Source organism: Sporosarcina aquimarina (assembly GCF_033253705.1).
In the GTDB taxonomy this organism is placed as follows: domain Bacteria; phylum Bacillota; class Bacilli; order Bacillales_A; family Planococcaceae; genus Sporosarcina; species Sporosarcina aquimarina.
On sequence record NZ_JAUBDH010000002.1, the window covers coordinates 114,675 to 136,891 of the forward strand.

The window sequence follows — 22,217 nt, forward strand, 5'->3', positions numbered from 1 at the left end:
ATCAATCGGCTTTCATGAATGTAATTGTATTTTCGTAATCATCATATAGAAGCCATTCTTTATTATCGATAACCGAACCGACATTAACGACAGTTAACGTTTCTGACAGGTCAATCGGCTCTCCAAATTCAAAGGATTGCGAACATCCTTCCATTGACCACGATGACTTATGTGTATGACCATGGAATACTAACTTTTCATGGTCTGTATAGTCACTTGGCGGGTTTTCATTGTATGGCCACTGATGTCCATGAATCAGCAATGCATGCCCTAATCTCATCTGTTCAGGCAAGTCTAAGATACGTTGGAGTAATGGCTCGTGTGATCTTGAAACGATAGCGATCCGTTCTTCCTGATTGCCCCTAATAGACGGAAAAGTGAGAAGTGATTCAAATCCAGATGAATTCAGCATAACTTCATTTAATTGAAGATACGTCGTCCCATCGAGTTTTTTCTTTCCAATCGTACATTCGAACAAATCGCCTAAACCAACTACAGCATCAGGAACAAGTGCTTCAATTTGCTGAAGCACTTGTTTTAATTCATCTTCAGAAGAGTGAATATCACTTACAAGTGCATATCTCATAACTGGTCTCCATTATCGGCTTCCCCAGTTTCAACTGGCAAGTCCCCGCCAGAAATCCAATCGCTATAACTGCCTGCATAAAGGCGTACGTTGGAATACCCTTTTTCACTTAACATGGCATAGAGCGGTGCAGCTGTAACACCACTGCCACAGTAAACAGTAATTGCTTTGTCTTTGTCAGTTAAATTCTCCAATCGTATTGCCGCTTCGCCAGATGTGTTAAACTGCCCTGATTCTGTAAGCTGCGCCCAGTCGAAATTTTTCGCCCCAGGAATATGACCTGCAATCGCGTCAAGCGGCTCATGCTCACCTCTAAATCGCGCTGCGGCTCGGGCATCCACTAACAATTCCCCATTATTTTCTTCTACTAGTTTCTGTACATCTTCTTTTGATGCCAAGATAGAGTCATTCCACATAGGCTGGACGTTAGAACGCTTTGGTGCTGCTATCTCTTTTTGAATTTTAATCCCGAGGCTTTTTATTTCCTCATATCCTTCAAGCGCTATTGAAACATGTTGAAAACCACCGTATTTCAATATCCACCACGCCCGAGCAGAAAAAGGATCTCCCCCAGTATCGTACACAATGATTTCATCCTCTAGCTGTAAGCCGCTTTCACGAAATAATTCTGTCAACGTTTCTCGATCCGGCAGTGGATGTCGGCCTCCGCTTTTTTTCATATCAGATAGATCATTTTCCAGATCCCAGTGTACGGCGTCTTGAATATGCTCTTGTTTATACGCTTGTTCCCCAGCTAGTGGATCTTGCAATGAAAATCGTGCGTCTATCCATTTTATCGAACTTGTCCTAGTTAAAGTTTCTGTTACAGATTGAAATACTCTCACTTAAACCAGCTCCTTTTGATGAAGTTGCTCATATACTAAACGCCACTCTGAAAGTTGTTCGTGACTCTCTAAAAGATTTCTCTCAGCATTGATTTGACTTAATGTTTCACGCAATAAATGCTCTGTTAATTCATTCGCCGTGTTGTCAATCCATTGATTTGTCCAAGCACCTAGCCGCTCTTGTTCAATTTCCAAATAATCAGAAGCGTCTTTCTTCAGCAATTCCGTCAATTGTTCCTGCAAAGCATTCCTGTCTCCCTTTTCAAAGAATGACTTCGCATTTTTAAAGTGCCTATTCACTTGACGGTATCGGTCTGATTGTTGGAACGGAGCAGAGAACGTCAACATGTCTGCATCACTTGAGTCGAAAGGAGACGGAGACAATGCATTATCCATTTCGGCCAGCCAGCGCTGTTCGAGTTTCTGTCTTGCAGCCACCTGTTTTTTCATAAACGTCAGCATTCTTAAATTTGTCACCTTTAACTCTTGAGCGAAGTCAAAACCAGTCATATCAAGGGTCTCTTCCAACGCTAGGCGCAACGCTTCGGATGCCTGGTGACGAACAAATAAAGACGGAGTATAAGCTTCTTTAAAGAAATCAGGGAATCTTAAGAATACACGCTGGTGTATATAAAAAATTAGTTCCCGAAGTTCTTCTTGAGCTGCTTTCCTAAGGACAAGGGCAAAACTTGTACTATAGTGTTCAGTTGCACGCTGCTCGTAATTATCCAGATCTTCTAATCGTTCTGCTTTTCGCTCACGGTTTTTCTCAGTTCTTTCAATAAGGTCCGCTAAACGTTGAATTGTTTTGGTCGCTTCTTCATCAAGAGCTTGAACTGCCAACGCATTTAAGTCATTTTCTAGAAACGAGTAGAACCGATTCTCAAAGTCTTCCATTCGTTGTTCTGTAAGACCCTGTCGTTTCGCTTCAAGAGCCTGCAAACTTGAAATCCCTTGAACTCGAGGATTTCTGATTCCAAACTTAACAAGTTCCTCTGATACAAAGCCTTTTACTTCTTCAGCCTCTTCCTCATTGGCAGCTAAGTCTATCGCATTCACCACGAAGAACATTTTGTCCATTTCAAAGGCATCTTTAACGCGGCCCAGCTGTATCAAAAACTCTCGATCAGCACGTGAAAATGCGTGGTTGTAATAAGTGATGAACAAAATTGCATCCGCATTTCTTATATATTCAAATGCAACGTCTGTATGTCGAGCGTTAATGGAATCTGCCCCTGGAGTATCGACTAATGTAATCCCCTGGCGCGTGAGTTCACAATCATAATAAAAATCGATTGACTCGACGAAACAGCTTCGCTCTTCTTCAGCAACGAATCTTACAAATTCTTCACGTTCAGCTGTTAATACTGTTCCAAGTAAATCTTTATACGTTGGATAACCCGCATGAAAAGCACGAATAAATGATTTGTGAATATGAAGTGACTCTTCTACAAGTTTCATCTGCAGCGCCTCTTCAGAACGGTTGTACGCATCTTCTAAAGTATCGATTGTAAGACCCAACATGGCAAATGCTTCTTTTGTGTCTTGGGCTAAATGCTCATGTGTTTTGAAATGGATATCTGCTGTCCGATCCTGATGAATGTCGGATACTGGTCGAATCCGATTGATAGCCGCAGTGGTGGGATTTGGGGAGACAGGCAAAACCGCTTCTCCTAGCAGCGCATTGGAAAATGAGGATTTCCCAGCACTAAACGCACCAAACAATGCCACAGTAAATTCCTGCTGCTCCAGCCTGTCCGATTTAGAACGCAAGTAAGCTGAAAGATCATTAAACCCAGGAATATGTTCGACTTCATCAGCAATACGATGAGCGCGTTTAATGACCAGTTCTTGATTTCCTTCAAATACATCGTCAATAGGATCAGCTGCATCTTTTTCTTCTGCTATGTTATTTCTCTGGATTTCTTCTTCAATTTGATGTTCTACGTTTAAAATTTCTGGTTCAATCTGTACCCGCCACTCTTTTTTCAGCTCATCTATGGCTTTGATTTCTTCGGGTGACAACTCCTGAATTTGCTCCTGTTCTGATTCAAATAAAAGCAAATGTTCACTTCTGGAATTCAACAAATTGATGACACATAGTTTTGACTCCGCTTCTTCTAAATCTTTACGCAATTTCTCCTCTTTTAGCTTGCCTTCATTTTTTGCAATTTCTGCAAGTTTGTTCTTCCAGTCATCTGTTTTTCGTTTATAAACAGTTAAGACTGCCTCCCGCATTTGACTTGCGGCGTTTAAGATCAGTTCACCTGTTAGGATATCGGGTGTAGAAAGAGCAAATGCAACTTCGTCGAATCGGAATGCTAAATCCATTTCATCAATCTCCAAAGAGCGCTCATCTGATAAGAGACCTGCCTGTTTTAACACTTTTTTCATAAGTGATCTTAAATGGATTTCGATTTGTGTATGTGCAAGTTTTTCTAACGGTTCACTGAGTGCTTGAAAACGACGCTGACGTTCTTCTTCTGTTTTTTTAGAACTGAAAAATAGGCCCACCTTAAAATGGCTAGTTTGAGATTCCAAGTATTCTTTTAGCAAATCCCGTATTTCATATGGTGTAAGTGAGGCACTTTGTAATAACTCTTTTCGTTCTTGTTCAAAATGTAGATGGAACGCATCTCCTTGAAGTAAAGAGAGACGTTTTTCCAGTTCACCAGTTTCTTCTTTCAACTCATGATAATCGAGCCATTCTGATTCTGAAATCTCTGGATGAGATTCTTTAGTATCACGGATTTCTTCTTTAAGAAAGTCAATGTGCTCAGCTGTTAATTGGTTTAACGCATTTTTTGTATTCTGTTCAAAATGCTCATTACGATGTTGAATTGAATTATTCACGATGTCCTGAACCGCATTAAAATCATTATGTTCTATATCACGATCTTTGAGCGAAGTGAAGAATATACCCTTAGGTTCAACGCCCCACAAGGAAAATGAATGTCTCACAGATTCCTTAAAATCGTCGAATGACAGTTCATTAGCACGATGCTTGTCAATTTGGTTTACCAATAAGTACACATTTGGATTATAACGCATCAGTTCTTTAGTGAATCGGAAGTTCAACTCCGATTGAACGTGATTGTAGTCCATCGTGTAAAAAACAATATCAGCTAAATGCAACGCAGATTCTGTAGATAATCGGTGTGCATCATCAGTTGAGTCAACTCCCGGGGTATCCATAACTGAAATCCCCTTAGGCAAATTAGACTGAGTGTGACCAATTTCGAGAGATGCGATGGAGGTTCCTTCTTTACTCATTTTCTTTACAGCCTGAGAAAAACCTTCTCCAATTACCTTTACAGACGTACCATCTTGTCTATGTACAATTGCAAAATCCTCATCATCTTTATGTACTTTCACGATATTAGCGCTCGTTGGAATAGGACTTGACGGCAGCAATTCATCACCCGTCAATGCATTAATCATTGATGACTTCCCTGCTGAAAAGTGTCCAGCAAATGCTATTGTATATTCATCCTTCACTATTTTTTGTGCAAGCAGAGTTGCTTTTTGGAATCTCTCCTGATCCCCATCTTCTTTGCAAAGTAAGCCTAATAATGCCGTTTCATTCAAAAAATCTGTATGCTGAGTCATTAATAATTCGATCCCTTCTACTATAGCTTGTTCCATCATACCATTTTTTCTCGTTCACACTCTATTCAATCCTATTAGTTTTAAAATTTAAGAATACTCTATACAAGCTAAGTCGTAAGTGGTATTATTGTACTACTATAATCGTTTAAGAAGGTGTCTAAATGACTGATTCAAGTACCATCCAGCATATATTAAACAGTACTATTCAATCATTAACTACTATTATTCCAGTAGACTTCAAAGTGCTGTCTCCTTCCTTGACTACACAGCCATATGAACAGAAGGAACTAAGTGTGCTGATTTCACTAATTGGTGATCTGCGGGGCAGGCTGATTATTGATACAAACGAAGAAACCATCTCTCATATTGGAGAAGCGATGTTTGGCATGAAAATTGAAGGTGCAATGATTGAATCCTTTACTGGCGAACTGGGTAATATGGTCGCGGGTAATCTCTGTACTGTGTTAGAAAAAAATTCATTAACACTCGATATATCACCCCCCACAGTTCTAATGGGAGTGACAAAATTTTATGGGTTCCAGAAAGCGTTCAATTTACCATTGCACTTTGAAAACACTTTGCCTTCCAATGTATTATTAACAATTGACGAAGTATAATATGAGCGAGGTTTCTAACGTGCTATACGCAATAGAAACACTATACAAACAAAAAAAGCAGAGGCTCAGCCTTCTGCTTTTTTGTTTGTATTCAGTTTATGGTTTCGACATTACTTTAGGAGCAACTGGAAAAATATTTTCAAAAGTCGGCAATAGATTAGATTCCAGTGGATTCAACAAGATATGAATAGACCCTGAATCTGTAGCGGTTCGGATTAATCTTCCCACACCTTGACGAAGTCGAAGTAACATATAGGGAAGATCCACTTCCTCGAAAGGTGAGTCTGAATGACCGCGTTTAGCGTTGAATAGTGGATCTGAAGGCGGTAACGGCAAATCATAAAGGACCACCCGAGTAAGCGCATCATGCGGGATATCGAGTCCTTCCCATAAGTGATAGGAACAAAACGCAGACCATTGTTTGGATTGAAATTCTTTTACAATTGATGAAAGCTCTCGATCGCCTTCAAAAGCGACTGTTGGAAGTTGACCGGCATGTAGTTCCGATCGAAATTGTTCCATTGACTGTTTAGATTTAAATAAGACAAGTGTTTGCTCGTTATCCTGAAGTAATTCGATGAGCCGGTTTGTTTTATTGTTTTCAGAAAGCTTTTCAATTGTAAGATTCATTACTTCGTCATAATCGTAAGGAGATGCGATAGAAAACGAGACAAAATGTTCAATTCCTAAGCTATTTGCCAAATACGTAAAATCATTTTGAACCGACAACGTAGCGGATGAAAAAACGATTGGGAGTTTTTCCGAAAACAGTCGTTCTTGCAGCACATCGGTAACGAGACGAGGCATTATGACAAGTGTAAGTTCTCCTTCACGGTCTTCTGCCCAATCCACTGCCTCTGAATTGTCGGCAAACAATTCCAGTGAGAAGATATATTGCTCTAAATATTCTTCTACCATTCTGAGATCATATTCCGGTATAACGTAGAGCTCACTATCAAAGACAAACTCTTCTAAAAGTGCATTAGACAAACGTACTGCCTCTCTCGCAGTTTTCACGAGCTCCTCACTCTTCTTGATAGCAAGACGCTCTTCACCATCTTCTAGTGCGCATTCAGATAAGTAATCAAAGAATAATTCGTGGCAATCCATCAATTGCTCCATAAGCTGAAGAGTTTCTTCACGCACTCCATCAGTCATAACACGCTCAAGCAAACCAAGCAGTGTACTGTCTTGCACTTCATATGTTAAAGCTCTCTGAGCTGCATACTCCAGTAAATGTCCTTCATCAAATACAGCCATTGATACTTCAGGAAGTAAAGGAAGCTGTCCTTGACGTTTTCTTGAGTCTTTTGTCCATAAGTGTTCCATGAAAAAGTCATGTGAACAAATAATTAAATCTGAAGCTTGTCGATATTCACTGCGATGAATCGTCTGCCCGCATCGGTTCCGGACGTCACAGCCACCACATTGTTGAATTGGATGATAATTAATAGTTTCCCATTCGTTATCACTTAAATCCGGGTATGCGGAACGCTCCCCGTATGCGTATATCTCTGATAATGAACCTGCTCCATTAACAAATTCCGGCAGGCTGTCTTCTACATCACCTGCGTACTCCTCACCTTGACGATTCATTTCTTCAAGACGTTTTAAGCACAAATACTGATCCCGTGATTTTGCCAATCGAACATCAATCGACAGATTCAGGGCTTCTCCGAGTTTGTGGATATCCCCTTCTTGCTTTACAAGCTGGTCAATTAATGTTTCGTCTGCGCATGAGATAAGGGCAGGCTTACCTGTATACCTAGCATAGGCAATCGCAGGCAATAGGTAGGCAATTGTTTTACCAGTACCAACACCCGCCTCAGCGAATAGCACTTCCTTTTCTCGTAAAGCTTGTTCAATTTGGAAAGACATATAGATTTGTTCATCCCTGCAGTCGAATCCTTTTTCCGTAAGCTCATCATATAAGGTATCTCCGATCCACTCATTGAGCGATTCGTAAAATGTTTTGTCACGTGTAAGTGCAAATGGTAACTTTCCGGTCATAGTAAACCCCTTTCTATTACATAAGAAAAGAGAGGAGAACCCTCTCTTTTTAATCTATTTAGCTACGCTTGCCCCAGAATTGGTAAAGATCAGTCCGGATGAAACCATTAAATAGCTTACGCTTCTTCGTTGCTCTTTTACCATACATGGTCTCAAAGTTTTCGAGTGAGGACAGCATGTAAACTGACCAGGAAGGATAGGGTTTCATAATGTTTCCAAGTGTAGCAGTAATATCTTCTGCTTCTTCTAGTTCACCTAGCCGTTCTCCGTATGGTGGGTTTCCAACTAGAACACCGTTTTCCCCTTCAAGAGATAGGTCTGCAACATTGCATACATTCCAATTGATAATGTCTAAAAATCCTGCTTCAGCAGCATTTTTTTCAGCTATTCTAATCATTGCTGGGTCCCAATCGGATCCAGTTATCATAAGTTTGCGATCATAATCTGCAACATCTTCAACTTCTTCACGGACTTTGTCCCAAACGGATTCAGCCATCCATGGCCATTGTTCACTTAAAAACTCTCGATTATAACCAGGTGCTAAATTTTGTCCAAGCATAGCAGCTTCAATCGGGATTGTACCAGAGCCGCAGAATGGATCCACAAAAGGTCGATCCGGATTCCATTTTGTCAATTTAACAATGGCTGCAGCTAGTGTTTCTTTAAGCGGTGCCTCCCCTTGCCCAACACGATATCCCCGCTTGTGTAAACCTGCACCACTAGAATCGATGGTGAGTGTTACTTTATCTTTCAGAATGGAAACTTCTAATTTGAAAAGCGGTCCGGTTTCATCTAAAAAACCAACACGATGATAGACTGTCTTTAATCGTTCCGCAATTGCTTTTTTGACGATTGCTTGGCAATCAGGAACACTATATAAGATGGATTTTACTGACTTGCCCGCCACTGGAAAAGCTGCATCTTCAGGCAGGAATTCTTCCCATGGAAGTGCTTTGGTTTGTTCAAAAAGTTCATCAAAAGTTGTGGCTTTGAATTCACCAACAATAATGCGAACACGATCTGCAACGCGTAACCACATATTCGCTTTGGCAATTGCGTATGCATCGCCGTGAAAGTACACCTTTCCATTCTCGGTTTGCGTTTCGTATCCTAACGCTTTTACTTCATCCGCAACGATTCCTTCAAGCCCCATCGCTGCAGTTGCCGCTATCTTATATTGTTTCATCTAGACAACATTCCTTTCTATCCTCTATACAGTGCTTTATGTACATTTATAGTTATCATTTTTTCTGTTTTCAAACGCAGAAATGCTCTCCAAAAACTTCAGGAGAGCATGAAAGTATTCGTGTAGGTACCATTAGGGAATTCGTAAGCCATGTTTTGTTCCCTTGTACTCAAACGGCTTACACCTCGTACTCAGGGCGGTAATCATCTATCTACAGACAATTGTCTGTCCCTTCCTCCGTTCAATTCCTTCGGAAGAGCGCCCCTACCATAATTTGGGTTTCTCACTCGCGGGGTTTACCTCGTTCCACCTGTATCGTTTCCGATACAGCTCCGTCACTGTGGCACTTTTCAGGAAACGTCTTCCATATCCTCAAGGGACTTAGGAATTATTTCCGCCGTCAGCTGTATAAACAGCGCCCCGGCTTATTTTTTGGCCGGGCACGAACACTACGGACATCTCAGTACCGTGTGAGCATGGACTTTCCTCTCCAGTGTCTAGCACTGCAGCAATTACCTGAATTTCCTACTTGGCTTGATAAGTATACAGTAAAACCCCGCTTTCTGCAAGGATAAGCGGGGTTTCAATTATTCGTTTCCAGAAAGTTTACTTCCGAAAACAGCTTTCTCTAAATTAGAGATTCTTTTTAATAAATCAAAGTTCGTTGTACCTGGTGCACTGGAAGCCGGACGCTTTTGAACTGTTGATAATTCATTTTTAAGTTCAGTAGTTTCACGTTCCAGCTCGGCAATCCTTTTTTTAAATGATTCATAGTCATGAATGACATCATCTAAAAATAAGTCTACCTCTTCTTGATTATATCCACGCATACCTGTTTTAAACTCTTTTTCAAGAATCGTTTTTGAATCCAATTTTATTTCCATTCAACAACGTCCTTCCGTCAATGGTAAGTGTACTTAGTATAGCATATTATGTCCAAGTCTGTCTTCTTCCGTCAAAACTCATAAACTATTTTGTCGAGTTCTGCGCTTGCCCGGGAAATAACTTTCTTTTCAATCTCATTTCCCGTTTTACTAGTGCCGTATCCATCCGACTTGTAAACTGCGGGGTTAACGAAGCGTCTTTTTTCAACAGCCCCCTGGCAACACCTGATAATTGCAATGCTTTCGTACAATCTTTAACTTTATGTTCGTAGATTTTCGCCATCTCTTCCAACGCAATGATTCTTTCTCGTCCCTGAGATTTCGTCATGCAGACACCAAAAGCATCTAGTGCCTCTCGGTATTTCCTCTCCTTCTTTAGGAGAAAACCAAAATGGAAATGAGTCGTAGGATGCTGAGTGCCATACTCTTCAATCACTTGTTCTAAAACGGCAATTGCCCGAGCTTCTGATTTCAAGTCTGCATACCATTTCCCTATATTCGTTTGACTGATTGCAGTGCCGGATAACTCCTCTTGTAAAAGCAAATCCGTTGAATGAATGTAAAGCGTCACAAGTGATAAAATATCGTATTCATTGTGAAGCAATATTTTCATTAGAAGTTCAGCTCGTCCGTTTTTGACAGCGTCCTGATAAATAATCGGCGCCATATGTCCAGGTATATCATCTTCCCTAACAAATCCAAGCTGCTCTTCTTCAACAGCCGGCAGTTTGAAAGAAGCCATTTCATGTTTCCAAATACGTCGCGATCCGTGAAGCAAATCGATAAGGTCATGCTTTGGCAATGGAGGCAGCAAGTTTCGATTCATAGTCCATCGAGTATCGAGCTGCGGCATGTCGAAACTTTTCCCATTATACATGACAAGTGTCGCGGGCTTCTCCCATAGTCCTGTCGAATAAAGGAACGCAGCTTCATGTGCTGGACCCGGCAGTACATATTGTGTCATTTTAAAGCCATTCCCCTGCTGTTCAATTAGACCAATTAAAAAAATCAGCGTTCCTGTTCCTTTCAGTCCAGTTGTTTCCGTATCAAAGAACAATAATTTCTTATCAGGATCTGGTGCCAGCGGATGACGTTCTCCGGAACTTTTCCATCTTTGAAGTGTAGCTGTTAACTCAGCTAATTGAAAACGTCCGTGAGTATAGGACTCATCATAGTTCACAACTTTTTTGTAAACAGTTCCGTACTGATTCGTTTCTTTTTCAAGACCTGCCGACATCCATTGTGCTTCATAACTAGGTGAAGACGCTTGAACAATCTTCGAGGTTTCTTTTGCCGCCGGTGAATCTGCTTTGGACTTTTTAAGTAAGCCTTTCATTTTCATCAGATTTTGTTCATAAGACACGTAATCCACCACCTGCCAAACTCTTTAATAATTGTTCGGCTCCTTGCTTAATATTCACATCAGATTCCGGTGGACCCGTACAAATTGGACAACCGGATTCACATTCACATTTCTTTACATGATCAGCTGCTTGTTGGAGCAGCGGCTCCCACTGATCATACATCTTTTCACTTAAACCTATGCCGCCAGGATAGCTATCATATATGAAAAACGTCGGTTTCTGAGTATGAACAGCTTTAACTTGAGGGACAACGTGGATATCCGTTCTGTCGCATTGGACAAACAAAGGGATGAACGATTGCATCGCATGCGCTGCACCGGTCATCGCATCTGTAAGAGCAGCTTCGGTCCAACTTTCCGGGATGTCGAAAGCCAGCCAAGTAGAGGATGTATGCAGCTCTTCAGGAGGCAAGTGAATCGGACCTGATCCGATATTATCATGACTATCAAACCGTATCTTTTTAAAAATGGTGGGAATTGCGAGAACTGCTAAATCACCAAAAGCGATGGACTGCCCTTCGGCGTTGTACATTTTGTCCTCGCTTATTACTTTCAATTCAACTGCTAAATTAGCGTCAGTAAAGTAATCCACGTCAACTTCCGTCACATAAGCTTTCTTTTCTTCCCAATCGAGCATCTCCACTTGGAATTGCGTCCCTTGGTGTAAATAGATTGCTTCTTCATGTAGAAGTGTCATTGCGCTGAATCGATCCATTTCACCGATGACTTTCGTTTCCTTAGGTTTCGTTTTATCAATAATTACTACATTTTCCTGAGATGCAGAACGCAAGCTGACTTCACTCGCTGGAAACCGTTCTGTCATCCAATGCCAATGATCTTCTGCTAAAATCAGGACTCCTTCTGCCGCCAGAAATTCCAGGAGCTGCTGAACGTCAAATTCCGCATAGTGATCATGTGTCGAAAACGGAAGTTCAAATGCAGCACATCTTAAATGATCCATGAGAATGACAATATTATCAGGATGAATGTGTGCTTCTTCTGGAGCTCCCCCTAACAAGTAATTTGGATGTTCAATAATGTACTGGTCTAGTGCCATCGATTGTGCTACGTAAATAATTAATGCATCATCTTGTCTTCTTCCAGCCCTGCCAGCTTGCTGCAGTGCACTCGCAATATTTCCCGGGTAACCAGTCATCACACAAGCTTGGAGCTGCCCAATATCAATACCGAGTTCCAATGCATTCGTACTGACGACAGTTTTAATAGTCCCATCACGGAGACCTTTTTCAATTTTTCTTCGTTCTGAAGGCAGGTAACCTCCACGATACCCCATAATCGTCTTATCCATAAGTTTCTTCTTTGTAAGTTCCTTCATATACGTCACGAGCATTTCAACACGTACCCGGCTCTTAGCGAAGATAATGGTTTGAATTCCTTCACGATAGAGGCGAGAAGCAATGTCCCGTACTTCCAAAACTGCACTTCTTCGAATACCGAATGTTTCATGTACAACAGGCGGATTATAAAACAAAAAATGTTTTTTACCAGATGGTGCTCCGTTATTCGCAATCAGTTCCATAGATGAATTTGTTAAACTCTCTGCCAATTGCTTAGGATTTGCAATTGTTGCTGAAGTACATATGAACACAGGATTGCTCCCATAGTAAGTACAAATCCTTTTTAGTCGTCGAAGAACGTGAGCAACATGTGTACCGAACACCCCTTTATACGTATGCAACTCATCGATCACGATATACTTAAGATTTTCAAAAAGAGAAACCCATTTTGTGTGATGAGGTAAAATTCCTGAATGGAGCATATCCGGATTAGTTAACACTACATGTCCAGATTTACGAACCTTTGTTCTTAGTCCGGGAGCGGTATCCCCATCATACGTATAGCTCAATATTTTTTCTCCACTCGCTTCAATTAGTTCGTGTAAATCTGCTAACTGGTCTTGGGCAAGTGCTTTTGTAGGAAAAAGATATAATGCACGAGATGAGTCATCTTCCAATATGCTCTGTAGTACTGGCAAATGGTAGCAGAGCGATTTGCCGGATGCTGTCGGTGTCACGGCTGTAAATGACTTTTTTTGCTGAGCCAAGTCAAATGCAATCCGCTGGTGACTGTACAGTTGGTGTATTCCTTTAGTTGCCAATGCAGTTTTTAAAGAAGAATGTAAGTTAAGGGGAAACGATGCATAAATCGCGGCTTTTCCTTCAGTAACTTTATAATGTTTCACATTAGGAGCAAATTCAGGATCCTGTTTGAGCTGATCGATTACTTCTTGCACATTTAATTTATCTGACATCCATGTCCTCCTCACTTTCTTTGTTTAATGCAATTCGAACAGTGTTCAATGTGTAACTCGCTGATTGGATGGACTGTACAAATCTTTTTTTACCTGTCTTCTGATAAAATGACTGCACAGTAAATTGTTTCATTAAATCATTTAATGTTGAAATTTGAATCGGGCGAACATATTTTGGTCGATTCGTTCGAATCCATTGATGAACGAGCACATCCCATTCATCTATTGCAGCATGCCAATAATCGGCGTATGGTTTCACTTCTTTATAAAAATCCGGTTCGCGGTCTTCCTCGCGCATCGCACTATGACGTTCTAAGCATTCATCACACACTTTAAGTAGTTGTTCCGTTAATTGCTGTAATCTCATGATTACTATCACCTCTTCGTCACTTCTTTTATAAGTTTATCAAATTAGTTCCAGTAGTTCCAACTTTGTCGAACGTGTATTCTTTTATAATCTCAATCGAAGTCATTTTTGCAACTTAAAATACGTTTTGACGTCACAATATTGTGGTATGATACACTGATGATGTGAGGTGAGTATGTTGGCAATACGCTATCCAAATGGAAAGAAGTATGTCCCGACTTCTGCTAACTCGACTGCCAAACCATCTTCCATGTCTTTTAGTAACAGGGGAAAAACGCTGGAGGATGAATTGAATGACAGTAACGAGTATTATAATAGTAGAGGGATTGCAGTCATTCATAAGAAACCCGTACCTATACAAATTGTAAATGTCAGATATCCTGCAAGAAGTGCAGCGGTAATTACTGAAGCATACTTCAAGACGGCATCCACCACGGATTACAATGGGATTTGGCAAGGGAAGTATGTAGATTTTGAAGCAAAGGAGACTAAAAACAAAACTTCATTTCCTTTACAAAATATACATGACCACCAAGTGGAGCATATGTCCCAAATACATGCACAAGGTGGAATTGCATTTTTAATAATTCGCTTTTCTATGTTAGATCGCTATTTTGTCTTACCTTTTGAGAAGTTTATCGTAAAATGGACACGTATGATAAATGGCGGCAGAAAATCGATAACTCTTCTGGAAATCGAAGAATTATCAGTAGAACTTCAACCAGGCTATCACCCTCGTCTGGATTATTTACGGGCTTTGCCCGATATTATTGAACAATTAACCGTTGAACGAACTGAAAGGCAGGAACCCTAATGGATAATAATACTCCAAATTCACGCACAGCACGTAGACAACAAGCCGAAGCGGAGCAAAAATCATCAAGAAAACAAAAGAAATCCCCTAAAAAGAAAAAAGGCATTATAAAAACATTGTTTAAAACTGTTGTTATAATCGGATTACTTTTCTTATTAGCGGGCGGCGGTCTGTTTGCTTATTATGTGAGTACCGCCCCTAAATTGGATGAGAGTCTGTTAAAAGATCCTTTATCTTCTGAAATATTAGATGACAATGACAAGGTCGTTTACTCACCTGGTACTGAAAAAAGAAAATATGTAGCATATGCAGATATTCCTAAGACAATGGAAGATGCAATCTTAGCAACAGAAGATTCTCGTTTCTATAAGCACCATGGAATTGACCTATGGCGCTTAGGAGGCGCAGTACTCGCAAATATTAAGAGCGGCTTCGGTTCTCAAGGCGCATCTACGTTGACGCAGCAAGTAATAAAAAACTCTTTCTTCACAAATGAAAAAACTTTAAAACGTAAAGCGCAAGAAGCTTGGCTTGCTTTTAAATTGGAACAAGACTATACAAAAGAAGAAATCTTTGAAATGTATTTTAATAAAGTACTCATGTCTGGTAACAAATATGGATTTGGCACAGGAGCAGATTATTTCTTTGGTAAAGAACTTAAGGACCTAGAGTTACCGGAGACAGCAATGCTAGCAGGAATGCCTCAGTCCCCTAACGCTTATAATCCTTTTAAGCATCCTGAACGCGCACAGAAAAGACGAGATATTGTTCTGCGTCTAATGAATCAACACGAAAAGATTTCTAAAGATGAAATGGAATCTGCTAAGTCAGTTCCTGTAACTGCTGCTCTTTTACCAGAGGAAAAACGCGAAAAACCAGCTGATCTCAAGGCACAAGCCTATATCGATATGGTTATGAATGAACTGCAAGAAGCCGGTTATGATGACATTTTAAAAGACGGAGTTACTATAAAAACAGCACTCAATTCCGATGCACAACTCGCGGTAGAAAAAGCTCTTGCTGATCCTAGTAACTTTGAATCCGACACGATACAAGCAGGAATGACCGTTGTCGATACAAAGACAGGTGAGATTGTAGCAGTTGGCGGCGGCCGGGATTATAAATTGTTTAATTACAATTTCGCGACCGATCAAAAACGACAACCAGGATCTTCAATTAAACCGATACTAGATTACGGTCCTGCAATTGAATACTTGAATTGGTCGACCGGCCAAACAATAGTAGATGAAAAAACAAAAGGAATCAAAGCAAATAATGTAGATGGTCGCTATAAAGGGGCTATTACAATGCGGGAAGCTTTGTATAATTCCAGAAATGTGCCTGCTATAAAAGCATTCGAAGAAGTTGGCAGTAAAGATGCAGCGAATTTTGCACAAGGTCTTGGTTTGCCTGTAAAAAAACTTGTACAATCAGATGCTATTGGCGGTGCTGAAAACGAATTTTCTACTACGCAGATGGCAGGAGCGTTTGCCGCTTTTGGTAACGAAGGAATCTATACTAAGCCGCACACGATAAAGAAAATTATTCTGCGTGACGGAAAAACAGAAATCAACTTATCTCCTGATCCAGTATCTGCAATGAAAGATTCAACAGCATATATGATAACGGATATATTACGTGATGTGTTGACAGAATCAAATGGAACTGGTGCTTTAGCCAATATACGCGGACTTGACTTAGCTGGTAAAACAGGAACAACAAACTATTCGTCAGACTTTAAGAAAAATAATAATATCAATTCTGAGAGTGTTCCGGACGCGTGGTTTACTGGGTATACAACCGATTACACAATTTCTGTCTGGGGGGGGCATCAAAAACCAAATGATCCAATTGTCGGATTCCGCGGCGGACGGGATATGCCTAAGGTTTTATTCCGACAAGTGATGAGTGAACTTTCCTCTGGACAAAAACCAAAACAATTCAAACAACCTAAATCAGTTGAAGAAGCAACCATAGTAGCAGGATCACAGCCTTTAAAATTAGCAAACAGCAGTACACCGAGTTACTTGAAACGGGACGAATTATTTGTCCGAGGTACTCTTCCTGAGAAGACTTACGTTGCACCGGAACCTGAAGAAGAAGTGAATGAACTCGAAGCTCCAACTGATCTATCAGCAGAGTATGATGCAGATAATAAGGAAATTGAATTAAAATGGGATCATAACGAGCCTGATGATTTCGATGGCGATGTTACTTTTGCAGTATCGGTTTCTATTGACGGCGGTGGATCACAGCCACTGACTGAGACAGGTGACAACTCTTATACAATGGGTAACGTCGAACCTGGTCATACGTATACATTTAGCGTTGTAGCTAAAGCGGATACTCTTGTCAGTTCTCCAGCATCTACAACACTTATGATTCAGGCCACTGAAGAAGAACCTGTTGAAGAGGAACCTGCTGAGGATGAAGATTCTGATCAGAATGATCAAGACAACGGCCAAGATGATGGGAATACTGACGAAAACAATAACGATAACGGGAACAATAGCGGGAATAATAACAATGTAAACAATAATGGAAGCAACAATGGAAGCAATAACGGAAACAATAATGACACCAATAACAACGGGAACAACTCAAATAACAATAATGGATCCGATGGTAATAATTCCGGAGACAACGGTAACAATGACAACGAGGGGGATTCTGGTGATGTAAGCAGTAATTCGGGAAACAGCTCAAATTCTAATACTGCCAGTTCTCAGAAACCTTCCGCGACTAAACCGAATAATCCAGATGTGTCGGAAGAGTAATCATTAAAATAGTCCACTTCGCAAAATTGCGAAGTGGACTATTTTTATTCTAAACAAGAAATCTTGCTACTTTTTTTCTCATTTCCTTGTATAATGCACTTAATTGAACCAATGCAAAAGGACTAATAATTTTATCTTTGATAAATTGAAGACGTTCTTCTCCGTTTAACGGTTCCATTTTTGTTTGTCGAGTGGATCCGCTTACTTCAGAGCATACTTCGAGCAATTCTTCATAATTTGCAATTGCTATCCACATCCACTCAGCAGAACTATCTTCTTTTCTATCATATCTGTCTTGTATTTCCGGCATCAGGGATTCCCATTTGTCGAAATAAGGGACTATTAATTCTTTAGATAAGCTATCTTTTTTATTATGCATTTCGATTCATCCTCTTCTTTCCTTCCCGACATTTAGAAAGAAGCGGACATTCAGGACAATTAGGCTTCTGTGCTTTGCAATGATAGCGACCAAAAAAAATAAGCTGATGATGTGTTTGAGTCCAACGTTCTTTTGGTGTCCAGCGCATAATTTTTTCTTCGACAGCAAGCACGGAATCTTTCCAGCGATTCATTGCCAATCGTTTCGATACCCGTTCAACATGTGTATCGACAGCAAGTGCTGGAACTCCAAATGCATTGGAAACGACGACGTTTGCTGTTTTTCTGCCTACCCCAGGTAATGTCGTCAACGTATCTCGATCTTCAGGAACTTCACCGCCGAATTGAGTGAGGAGCATTAGTGAGAGCGCTTGGATATTTTTAGCCTTGTTACGATACAGTCCAATTGAACGGATATCCTGCTGCAGTTCTTCGATAGGAACCTCTAAATAATCTCCTGGCGTCTTATACTTCTTAAATAATTCAGCGGTTACACGATTGACGAGGATATCTGTACACTGAGCGGATAAGAGGGTTGCAACGACCAACTCGAAAGCATTATCATGAACCAATTCACAATGCGCGTCAGGAAACATTTTATCTATTTCGTCCAAGCAAAATTCCCAATCTTTTTTTGTTAACATGCCTTCACCCATCCCGCTCTTCAAGCCAGTTATATAACGGAACTCTTTTAACTGTCCCTTGCGTACTCCCTTGACGAATTGACTGTGCTGGAGAACGGAACGCTTTCGTTTGTTTTTCAACATCAGCTAAGGTCGTCACATTCTTCTTTTTCCACTCAAACAAAATGCGGTCAATGTACCGCATACTTAACTTTTGAGCAATCACCGCTTCTTTCAAAGCTGCCTTGATGATGTCTAGTCCATGGTGATCTTGGTCAATCCACATGGCAATGGTTTCACATTCCATAGGTGATAGCAATCGACCGAATTCCTGCTCAAAAATTTGATATATTTTTCCTTCATCTTGTTTTTCGTTATTTTCTACTGTTTCAGTCCGTTTTTTAACTTCGTTTTCCAAAACAGCTTCCCACAAAGGAAGTAACGAAAACTGTTCAAATAACACGCCATTTGTATCGCTTGCTTGTGCAATTTTTAAATATCCTCTTTGCATAAGACGCTGGAGAATTTGAGAAACTTCATTCTCCGATAAATTCATGCGCGATGAAAAATCGGATGGCGTCGGAAACTCTATATTTTGCGCGCGATACGCTTCCATCTGTAAAATGAGCATGGCATCAGTGTCTTGTATGCCTAGTTTTTTATAAGAGTTAAAAAAAAGCTGGGGAATGGAAACATTCCCCTGCTCAATCCACATCCGGAGCCGTTCATCTTGTTGCATATGCCGAACTCCTTCCTTGTTTTCGTATTATGGATACAATCGGTTCAGAAGACGTGGGAATGGGATTGTTTCTCTCACGTGTTCTACTCCAGAAATCCAAGCGACAGTTCGTTCTAGTCCAAGACCGAATCCTGAGTGAGGAACTGCTCCATATTTACTTAGTTCTAAATACCACTCGTATGCTGAAGCATCTAATTGATGCTCTTCAATACGCTTCTTCATAAGTTCAAAGTCATGAATCCGCTCAGATCCACCTATAATTTCACCATACCCTTCAGGTGCGATTAAGTCTGCGCAAAGCACAACATCGTCACGATCAGGATGTGGCTGCATATAAAACGGTTTAATGCCAATCGGATAATTCACGATGAACACAGGCATGTCATAGCTTTCAGCGATTGCTGTTTCGTGAGGTGATCCAAAATCGTCTCCCCATTGAATATCGTTGAAACCATTCTTGTGCAGAAACTCAATCGCATCATCGTACGAAATCCGTGGGAATGGAGCTTGTATTTTTTCTAATTTTGAAGTGTCGCGTCCAAGACGCTCAAGTTCGAGCTGGCAATTTTGCAACACAGATTGAACAACGTGTGACACAAATTGCTCTTGAACTTCCAAGCTTTCAGCATGCTCGATGAATGCCATTTCAGGTTCAATCATCCAGAACTCGATTAAGTGGCGTCTCGTTTTAGACTTCTCCGCACGGAATGTCGGTCCAAATGAGAAAACCTTCCCTAGAGCCATAGCAGCAGCTTCCATATACAATTGCCCAGATTGTGATAAATACGCGTCTTCATCAAAGTACTTTGTATGGAACAATTCAGAAGTTCCTTCAGGAGAAGAGCCTGTTAAGATAGGCGGATCAATCTTAACAAAACCATTCATATGGAAGAATTCATAAGTCGCACGAATAATTTCATCACGAATTTTCATCACTGCATGTTGTTTACGTGAACGCAGCCATAGGTGACGGTGGTCCATTAAAAATTCTGTGCCGTGTTCCTTTGGAGTGATTGGATAATCTTCTGCAGCTTGGATTACTTCAATATCTTTCACTTGCAGTTCGTATCCGAAACTTGAACGCTCATCAACAGTTACTTCGCCAGTAATGTACAATGACGTTTCTTGTGTTAATCCTTTTGCGGCTGCAAAAAGTTCTTCGCCAGCATCAGCTTTCACCACAACTCCTTGAACAAAACCAGAGCCATCCCGGAGTTGCAAAAATGCAATTTTACCACTTGACCGCTTGTTAGCAAGCCATGCACCAATCCGTACTGTTTCGCCTTCGTGATCAGGCATTTCGTGAATCATAATCGTTTTCATAAGAGCCTCCAAATTTTCTTTAGGTACTTGTGCTACCTATTCGATTTTCAATCAGTCATTCCATTTTTCTTTAACAAATGTATCGATTCGACGTACCGCTTCTTCTAGCAAGTCAATAGAAGTCGCATAAGACAAACGAATTGTCTCCGCTGAACCAAACCCTGTTCCAGGAATTACTGCTACGTTCGCTTCTTCAAGTAAAGCTTTAGCAAAAGCATCCACATCGTCATACCCCGTATGTGTTATTGCTTCCGAAACATCAGGGAGTAAATAAAATGCACCTTGGGGCTTCACAACGTGAAATCCAGGAATGGCTTGTACTTGTGGATAAATACGTTCCAAACGGGAGCCGAAGTCTTTACGCATCATTTCTACTGCATCCTGAGAACCATTATACGCTTCAATTGCAGCGTATTGTGAAGTAGTTACCGGGTTAGATGTCGAATGACTAGCCAGATTGGTCATCGCTTTAACTACTTCTTCATCTCCAGCGATAAATCCAATACGCCATCCTGTCATTGAATGAGATTTTGAGACCCCATTAATGATGAATGTGCGTTGCTTCGCATCATCTGATAAAGTTGCGATTGAAACGTGCTTGGCAGTTCCATACACCAACTTCTCATAAATCTCATCAGAAATAATCCAGATATCCTGCACTTTACAAACTTCTGCGATTTTCTCCAGCTCATCCTCGGTATATACCATGCCTGTAGGATTACCAGGAGAATTAAGAATAAGTGCTTTCGTTTTCGGCGTAATAGCTTGTTCTATCTGAGCAGCTGTAACTTTAAACTCAGCTTCTTTAGTCGCTTGGACTACAACCGGTTCACCGCCAGCAAGTTTAATTTGTTCTGGATAACTTACCCAATAGGGTGCTGGGACAATGACTTCGTCCATTGGATTTAGGATTGTTTGGAATAGCGTATACAATACATGCTTTGCGCCAATTCCAATCATTACTTCTGACCGTGAGTAGGCAATACCTTGGTCATTTTTCAATTTTTCAATGACAGCATCCTTTAGTGCAGGCAAACCGCCAGAAGGCGTATATTTAGTTTTTCCTTCTTTCATCGAACGCCATGCGGCTTCAAGTATATGATCCGGTGTATTGTAATCAGGTTCACCAGCACCAAGACCAATTACATCTATTCCTGATTCCTTCATTTCCTTCGCTTTAGCTGTGATTGCTAATGTTGTCGAAGGAGAAAGTGTCGTTACTCTGGATGCTAATTGCTTTGCCAAGTCGATCGCTCCCTTTACCAGTAATTTCAAGCATACCTTATAAGTTTAAAATTCTCTTTTGCCACTGTCCATTCGAGAACGTAACATACACGTAATTCAATTTGTTCGACTGATTTTTAAAGGCCACTTCCCATACAGCAGTATTGTCTTCAATACCCAGTTTAACATGAATGAGTTTGTTGACGTCCAGTTCCTGTTTGACAGAAGAGAGCGCTTCTTTTGCTGTTACGCCTTTTTTAAGTGCAACAACTTTTAACTTTTCATCGGATTTCTCTTGATCGTTTACAAAAACACCTTTTTCGACACCTTTATCATCTTTTCCAAATACGACCGTAAGTGACGTCGTTCCATTATACACTTCTGCTCGATCGACCTTATTTAATAGGCCAGCATTCAGAACTCGATTTTCAGCATCTTCTTTTTGTTGCGATGCCGGTTCATATGCTTTATAAAATACAAATGCAGTAAGAATCAGCGTAAGCGAAAAAAGAAATACGATGAAAAATTTTATCCAATTAACCACAATTTCACATCCCACTCTATCTGGGTCTTAAAAGACTGTGATCAGCCCATGTACTA

General features: G+C 40.6%; 18 protein-coding genes and 1 other RNA gene. 3 read left to right on the top strand and 16 right to left on the bottom strand.

Going from position 1 to position 22,217, the window contains the following annotated elements:
- Nucleotide 1: 1 nt before the first annotated feature.
- Genes QT716_RS03175 through QT716_RS03185 form a run of 3 tightly spaced genes read right to left on the bottom strand, consistent with a single transcriptional unit; the run spans nt 2 to nt 5,079 of the window.
- A complete protein-coding gene (locus QT716_RS03175) occupies nt 2–586 on the bottom strand; it encodes a metallophosphoesterase family protein (protein ID WP_317934409.1) in 585 nt (194 codons plus the stop codon).
- The gene (locus tag QT716_RS03180; protein ID WP_317934411.1) at nt 583–1,431 is read right to left on the bottom strand and encodes a sulfurtransferase; all 849 of its coding nucleotides are present in this window, start codon (nt 1,429–1,431) and stop codon (nt 583–585) included. Before QT716_RS03180 ends, QT716_RS03175 begins: the two co-directional genes overlap by 4 nt.
- The gene (locus tag QT716_RS03185; RefSeq protein ID WP_317934412.1) at nt 1,432–5,079 is read right to left on the bottom strand and encodes a dynamin family protein; all 3,648 of its coding nucleotides are present in this window, start codon (nt 5,077–5,079) and stop codon (nt 1,432–1,434) included.
- 122 nt (nt 5,080–5,201) lie between these two features.
- Here QT716_RS03185 and QT716_RS03190 point away from each other — a divergent pair, with 122 nt between their 5' ends.
- Nucleotides 5,202–5,657 (top strand): chemotaxis protein CheX, encoded by a 456-nt coding sequence (locus QT716_RS03190; protein ID WP_317934414.1) that lies wholly within the window; start codon nt 5,202–5,204, stop codon nt 5,655–5,657.
- Between the two features lie 96 nt (nt 5,658–5,753).
- On the opposite strand, the gene QT716_RS03195 is transcribed toward QT716_RS03190, so the two are convergent.
- The 7 genes from QT716_RS03195 to QT716_RS03225 all read right to left on the bottom strand — a co-directional run bounded on the left by QT716_RS03195 (nt 5,754) and on the right by QT716_RS03225 (nt 13,739).
- The gene (locus QT716_RS03195; protein ID WP_317934416.1) at nt 5,754–7,667 is read right to left on the bottom strand and encodes an ATP-dependent DNA helicase; all 1,914 of its coding nucleotides are present in this window, start codon (nt 7,665–7,667) and stop codon (nt 5,754–5,756) included.
- Nucleotides 7,668–7,725: 58 nt separating this feature from the next.
- Nucleotides 7,726–8,853, bottom strand: coding sequence for a THUMP domain-containing class I SAM-dependent RNA methyltransferase (locus tag QT716_RS03200; RefSeq protein ID WP_317934418.1), 1,128 nt, complete (start codon nt 8,851–8,853; stop codon nt 7,726–7,728).
- 140 nt (nt 8,854–8,993) lie between these two features.
- Nucleotides 8,994–9,377: RNase P RNA component class B (gene rnpB / locus QT716_RS03205), an RNA gene on the bottom strand.
- A gap of 63 nt (nt 9,378–9,440) precedes the next feature.
- Nucleotides 9,441–9,737, bottom strand: a complete 297-nt coding sequence (gene gpsB / locus QT716_RS03210) for a cell division regulator GpsB (protein WP_317934419.1) — start codon at nt 9,735–9,737, stop codon at nt 9,441–9,443.
- An 85-nt stretch (nt 9,738–9,822) separates the two neighbouring features.
- On the bottom strand, nt 9,823–11,100 hold the full coding sequence (locus QT716_RS03215; RefSeq protein ID WP_317934421.1) for a ribonuclease H-like domain-containing protein: 1,278 nt from the start codon (nt 11,098–11,100) through the stop codon (nt 9,823–9,825).
- A complete protein-coding gene (locus tag QT716_RS03220) occupies nt 11,090–13,372 on the bottom strand; it encodes a DEAD/DEAH box helicase (protein WP_317934422.1) in 2,283 nt (760 codons plus the stop codon). The genes QT716_RS03215 and QT716_RS03220 overlap by 11 nt, the downstream gene beginning before the upstream one ends.
- Nucleotides 13,362–13,739, bottom strand: coding sequence for a YppE family protein (locus tag QT716_RS03225; protein WP_317934424.1), 378 nt, complete (start codon nt 13,737–13,739; stop codon nt 13,362–13,364). The genes QT716_RS03220 and QT716_RS03225 overlap by 11 nt, the downstream gene beginning before the upstream one ends.
- Before the next feature lie 178 nt (nt 13,740–13,917).
- On the opposite strand from QT716_RS03225, the gene recU reads away from it, so the two are divergent.
- Entirely contained in the window at nt 13,918–14,553 is a 636-nt protein-coding gene (recU, locus tag QT716_RS03230) for a Holliday junction resolvase RecU (RefSeq protein ID WP_317934425.1), read from the top strand.
- The gene (locus QT716_RS03235; protein ID WP_317934427.1) at nt 14,553–17,330 is read left to right on the top strand and encodes a transglycosylase domain-containing protein; all 2,778 of its coding nucleotides are present in this window, start codon (nt 14,553–14,555) and stop codon (nt 17,328–17,330) included. The genes recU and QT716_RS03235 overlap by 1 nt, the downstream gene beginning before the upstream one ends.
- A 49-nt stretch (nt 17,331–17,379) precedes the next feature.
- On the opposite strand, the gene QT716_RS03240 is transcribed toward QT716_RS03235, so the two are convergent.
- The 6 genes from QT716_RS03240 to QT716_RS03265 are packed head-to-tail and all read right to left on the bottom strand — an operon-like array spanning nt 17,380 to nt 22,161.
- Nucleotides 17,380–17,709 (bottom strand): YpoC family protein, encoded by a 330-nt coding sequence (locus tag QT716_RS03240; RefSeq protein WP_317934429.1) that lies wholly within the window; start codon nt 17,707–17,709, stop codon nt 17,380–17,382.
- On the bottom strand, nt 17,702–18,352 hold the full coding sequence (gene nth, locus QT716_RS03245) for an endonuclease III (RefSeq protein ID WP_317934431.1): 651 nt from the start codon (nt 18,350–18,352) through the stop codon (nt 17,702–17,704). Before nth ends, QT716_RS03240 begins: the two co-directional genes overlap by 8 nt.
- A gap of 4 nt (nt 18,353–18,356) precedes the next feature.
- Nucleotides 18,357–19,070, bottom strand: coding sequence for a DnaD domain-containing protein (locus QT716_RS03250; protein WP_317934433.1), 714 nt, complete (start codon nt 19,068–19,070; stop codon nt 18,357–18,359).
- A gap of 27 nt (nt 19,071–19,097) precedes the next feature.
- Nucleotides 19,098–20,393, bottom strand: coding sequence for an asparagine--tRNA ligase (asnS, locus tag QT716_RS03255; protein ID WP_317934434.1), 1,296 nt, complete (start codon nt 20,391–20,393; stop codon nt 19,098–19,100).
- Nucleotides 20,394–20,444: 51 nt separating this feature from the next.
- The gene (locus QT716_RS03260) at nt 20,445–21,638 is read right to left on the bottom strand and encodes a pyridoxal phosphate-dependent aminotransferase (RefSeq protein ID WP_317934435.1); all 1,194 of its coding nucleotides are present in this window, start codon (nt 21,636–21,638) and stop codon (nt 20,445–20,447) included.
- Nucleotides 21,639–21,675: 37 nt separating this feature from the next.
- Nucleotides 21,676–22,161: a cell wall elongation regulator TseB-like domain-containing protein gene (locus tag QT716_RS03265; protein WP_317934437.1), complete on the bottom strand. Its 486-nt coding sequence runs from the start codon at nt 22,159–22,161 to the stop codon at nt 21,676–21,678.
- Between the last annotated feature and the right edge of the window lie 56 nt (nt 22,162–22,217).

What these genes read in the sequence shown, in the direction of transcription:
- QT716_RS03235 (WP_317934427.1), top strand. Translation starts at nt 14,553, where the DNA reads ATGGATAATAATACTCCAAATTCACGCACAGCACGTAGACAACAAGCC.
- QT716_RS03220 (WP_317934422.1), bottom strand. Translation starts at nt 13,372, where the DNA reads ATGTCAGATAAATTAAATGTGCAAGAAGTAATCGATCAGCTCAAACAG.
- QT716_RS03200 (WP_317934418.1), bottom strand. Translation starts at nt 8,853, where the DNA reads ATGAAACAATATAAGATAGCGGCAACTGCAGCGATGGGGCTTGAAGGA.
- QT716_RS03250 (WP_317934433.1), bottom strand. Translation starts at nt 19,070, where the DNA reads ATGCAACAAGATGAACGGCTCCGGATGTGGATTGAGCAGGGGAATGTT.
- QT716_RS03175 (WP_317934409.1), bottom strand. Translation starts at nt 586, where the DNA reads ATGAGATATGCACTTGTAAGTGATATTCACTCTTCTGAAGATGAATTA.
- QT716_RS03225 (WP_317934424.1), bottom strand. Translation starts at nt 13,739, where the DNA reads ATGAGATTACAGCAATTAACGGAACAACTACTTAAAGTGTGTGATGAA.
- gpsB (WP_317934419.1), bottom strand. Translation starts at nt 9,737, where the DNA reads ATGGAAATAAAATTGGATTCAAAAACGATTCTTGAAAAAGAGTTTAAA.
- QT716_RS03190 (WP_317934414.1), top strand. Translation starts at nt 5,202, where the DNA reads ATGACTGATTCAAGTACCATCCAGCATATATTAAACAGTACTATTCAA.
- QT716_RS03240 (WP_317934429.1), bottom strand. Translation starts at nt 17,709, where the DNA reads ATGCATAATAAAAAAGATAGCTTATCTAAAGAATTAATAGTCCCTTAT.
- asnS (WP_317934434.1), bottom strand. Translation starts at nt 20,393, where the DNA reads ATGAAAACGATTATGATTCACGAAATGCCTGATCACGAAGGCGAAACA.
- QT716_RS03195 (WP_317934416.1), bottom strand. Translation starts at nt 7,667, where the DNA reads ATGACCGGAAAGTTACCATTTGCACTTACACGTGACAAAACATTTTAC.
- nth (WP_317934431.1), bottom strand. Translation starts at nt 18,352, where the DNA reads ATGTTAACAAAAAAAGATTGGGAATTTTGCTTGGACGAAATAGATAAA.
- QT716_RS03185 (WP_317934412.1), bottom strand. Translation starts at nt 5,079, where the DNA reads ATGATGGAACAAGCTATAGTAGAAGGGATCGAATTATTAATGACTCAG.